Annotated in this window: 2 protein-coding genes; both read right to left on the reverse strand. The window is 62.5% G+C overall.

Features of this window, described 5'->3' with window-relative positions; all coding sequences use genetic code 11:
* Nucleotides 1–313: 313 nt before the first annotated feature.
* The gene (locus tag PY310_RS21330; RefSeq protein ID WP_275216632.1) at nucleotides 314–463 is read right to left on the reverse strand and encodes a hypothetical protein; all 150 of its coding nucleotides are present in this window, start codon (nucleotides 461–463) and stop codon (nucleotides 314–316) included.
* A gap of 508 nt (nucleotides 464–971) precedes the next feature.
* Entirely contained in the window at nucleotides 972–2,525 is a 1,554-nt protein-coding gene (locus PY310_RS21340; RefSeq protein WP_275216631.1) for a 4-hydroxyphenylacetate 3-hydroxylase family protein, read from the reverse strand.
* Nucleotides 2,526–2,527 lie beyond the last annotated feature (2 nt).

The raw sequence follows: 2,527 nt of genomic DNA on the forward strand, positions 1-2,527 counted from the left end.
GCTCAAAAGACAGGTTCATGGTCAATTCTCCTGGCTCAGGATTGCGGCGGAGGCCCTGTAAAGGGCGCCTTCATGATCACCCGGCAAGCGGTCCGTGGGCCAGCCGACGTGTTTGTCAGGGCGGACCACTACGGGGCCGTTTTCGGCCACGCCGCGCAGTTTCGCCCAGTCGAAGAGTACAGGTCCTTGAGGTTCTGGCCCGGGCCGATGACGGAGCCGAGGGTGACGCCGAGCCGGTCGCTGACTTTCTGCGCGGCGGCTGACCAATCCGGAAACCCATCAGCCACCGGCTGCGCCGGTGAATTCTTCTCGGTCAGTCCACGGGGTCCACTTCGTGCCAGCCCACCCAGGCGGACGAGGTCAATGTGACGGTTGGGGTCGCCAGCTCGGCCTCCCACAGTGCCAGGTCCTGCCTGCGGGTGACGTGGAACAGCAGTCCCAGGTGATGTGCCAGAAAAATCATGGGGTCTTTCCCTTCAAGCGGAGTCCAGTAGCCGTTCAGGTCCGCAGCGACGGTGCTTCGGAATTCGACGGCCGCACGTGGGGCGTTATGTGATACACGGCTTCGGGTATTTGCTCTTCTCGGAATCCGAGGCCGGCCGGGGGTTGTCTGCGTCTTACCCGAGGACCCCTCCGTGATGCCCCAGACGTTGGTGGCTTTTGAGCCGGCGTAACCGGTGGGTACCGTGACGATGGGAAGTCCGGTGATCCCGGCGATCGCTTTTTGCCAGGCCGACGGCGGAACCCCCGCCCACAGCGGGCAGGAGGTCGGTGTGGGCGGATCGCGCTACCGCGGTTGCGTTGCCGAAGAGCACCGCTGACGGGAGCTACATGCTCAAACTGCAACGTCATAGCCCCTCCTGGGGGTGCCGGTGTTGTGTCATGGAATAGATGTTTCTTGGGTTCGCTGACGAGCCGGTTGCAGGTACGGCACGGAATGCCGTACCGTACCTGCAACCTTTTCCCGTCGGCTAGTGTCGTTTCAAGAACAGGCTGACGTCATCGTTGCTGATGAGGTCCGGCACGGTCCAGCCGTCGAGGTCGTACTCGGCCAGGCACTGGTCCGCGAAGCCCTTCATGTAGTCCGTGGTGCCTTGGGCCTGGGCTGCCAAGAGGATCTCGGCTTTCACGTTCTCGTGGTTGCCGGAGTAGTTCCGTTCGTAGAGTTCGTGGCGGCCGCCGAATTCGGTGCCGATGGAGTCCCAGAGGAGTTTCATGAGCTTGACCCGGTCCACGGCCTCGACGCCGTCGGAGCCGCGGACGTACTTGTCGAGGTACGGGCGGATCTCGGGGGTTTTGAAGTCCAGCGCGGAGGAGTTCAGGTAGATCAGGCCGGACGCGACGTCCTGTTCGATGATTTCCTTGATCCGCGGGTAGCCGATGGACATGAACATCCGGTAGGACAGGCCGTAGTCCAGCTTGGGCAGCACGGTGCCGTTCGGGCCCTGGTCCGGGTTCAGTGTCATGCCGTCGATCAGGGCGTAGAACATGTTGCGCCAGCCCAGCACCTCGCCGACGCGTGTCTGGACGCCGCGGAAGTCCTGCGTGCCGGCGACTTCCAGGGCCTTCATCAATAGTCCGGCGATGAAGTCCAGCTTGGTGGCGAGGCGGATCACGCCCTGGAAGGTGAAACGGTTGATGAAGCCGGTCTGCGGGAAGAAGTTATTGATCTTCTCCACGTCGCCGTAGGCGAAGACGTTCTCCCACGGGATCAGGACTTTGTCGAAAACAAAGACGGAGTCGTTCTCGTCCATCCGGCTCGAGAGCGGGTAATCGAACGGGGTACCCATCACGGCAGCCTGGTGGCTGTACGAGGCACGGCTGATGAGCTTCACGCCGGGGGCATCCATGGGGACTGTGCAGATCAACGCGAATTCCTTGCGCTTGATCGGCAGTCCGTAGTGGGCGATGAAGTTGTAATTGGTGATCGCCGATCCGGTGGCCACGACCTTGGCGCCGGAGACGATCAGGCCTGAGTCGGTTTCTTTCTCCACTTTCATGAAGACATCGCCGACCTGGTCCGGCGGGAGGTGGCGGTCCACCGGCGGGTTGATGATCGCGTGGTTCCAGTACAGGACCTTTTCCTGGGACTCCTTGTACCAGCGCTTGGCGTTCTCCTGGAAGGGCTCGTAGAAGTCCGGCATGCCGCCCAGGGTGCCCAGGAACGCCGCCTTGTAGTCAGGCGAGCGGCCCAGCCAGCCGTAGCTCATCCGGGCCCAGGTCTCGATCGCGACGCGGTCCTTCTTGAGGTCCTCGACGCTGTGCGGTGTGCGGAAGAAGGACATGGTCTTGCCGCCGGACCCGGTGTCGGTGGGGACCATGAGCTTGTCCTGCAGCTCGGGTTTGTGCATCGCGTCGTACAACCGGGCCGCCATACGGATCGAGTTCCGAAAAGCGGGGTGAGTGGTGACGTCCTTGACCCGTTCCCCGTAGATCCAGACCTCACGGTCGTCTTTGAGCGAGTTGATGTACTCGTCCCCCGTCATCGGCATCTTCGGGTTCGCCGGCGTAGTCCGCTCACCCATCG

The organism is Pseudarthrobacter naphthalenicus (genome assembly GCF_029076445.1).
Taxonomy (GTDB): domain Bacteria; phylum Actinomycetota; class Actinomycetes; order Actinomycetales; family Micrococcaceae; genus Arthrobacter; species Arthrobacter naphthalenicus.

Excerpts from the sequence above, each read along its gene's own strand:
- PY310_RS21330 (WP_275216632.1), bottom strand. The coding sequence starts at position 463 with ATGATTTTTCTGGCACATCACCTGGGACTGCTGTTCCACGTCACCCGC.
- PY310_RS21340 (WP_275216631.1), bottom strand. The coding sequence starts at position 2,525 with ATGGGTGAGCGGACTACGCCGGCGAACCCGAAGATGCCGATGACGGGG.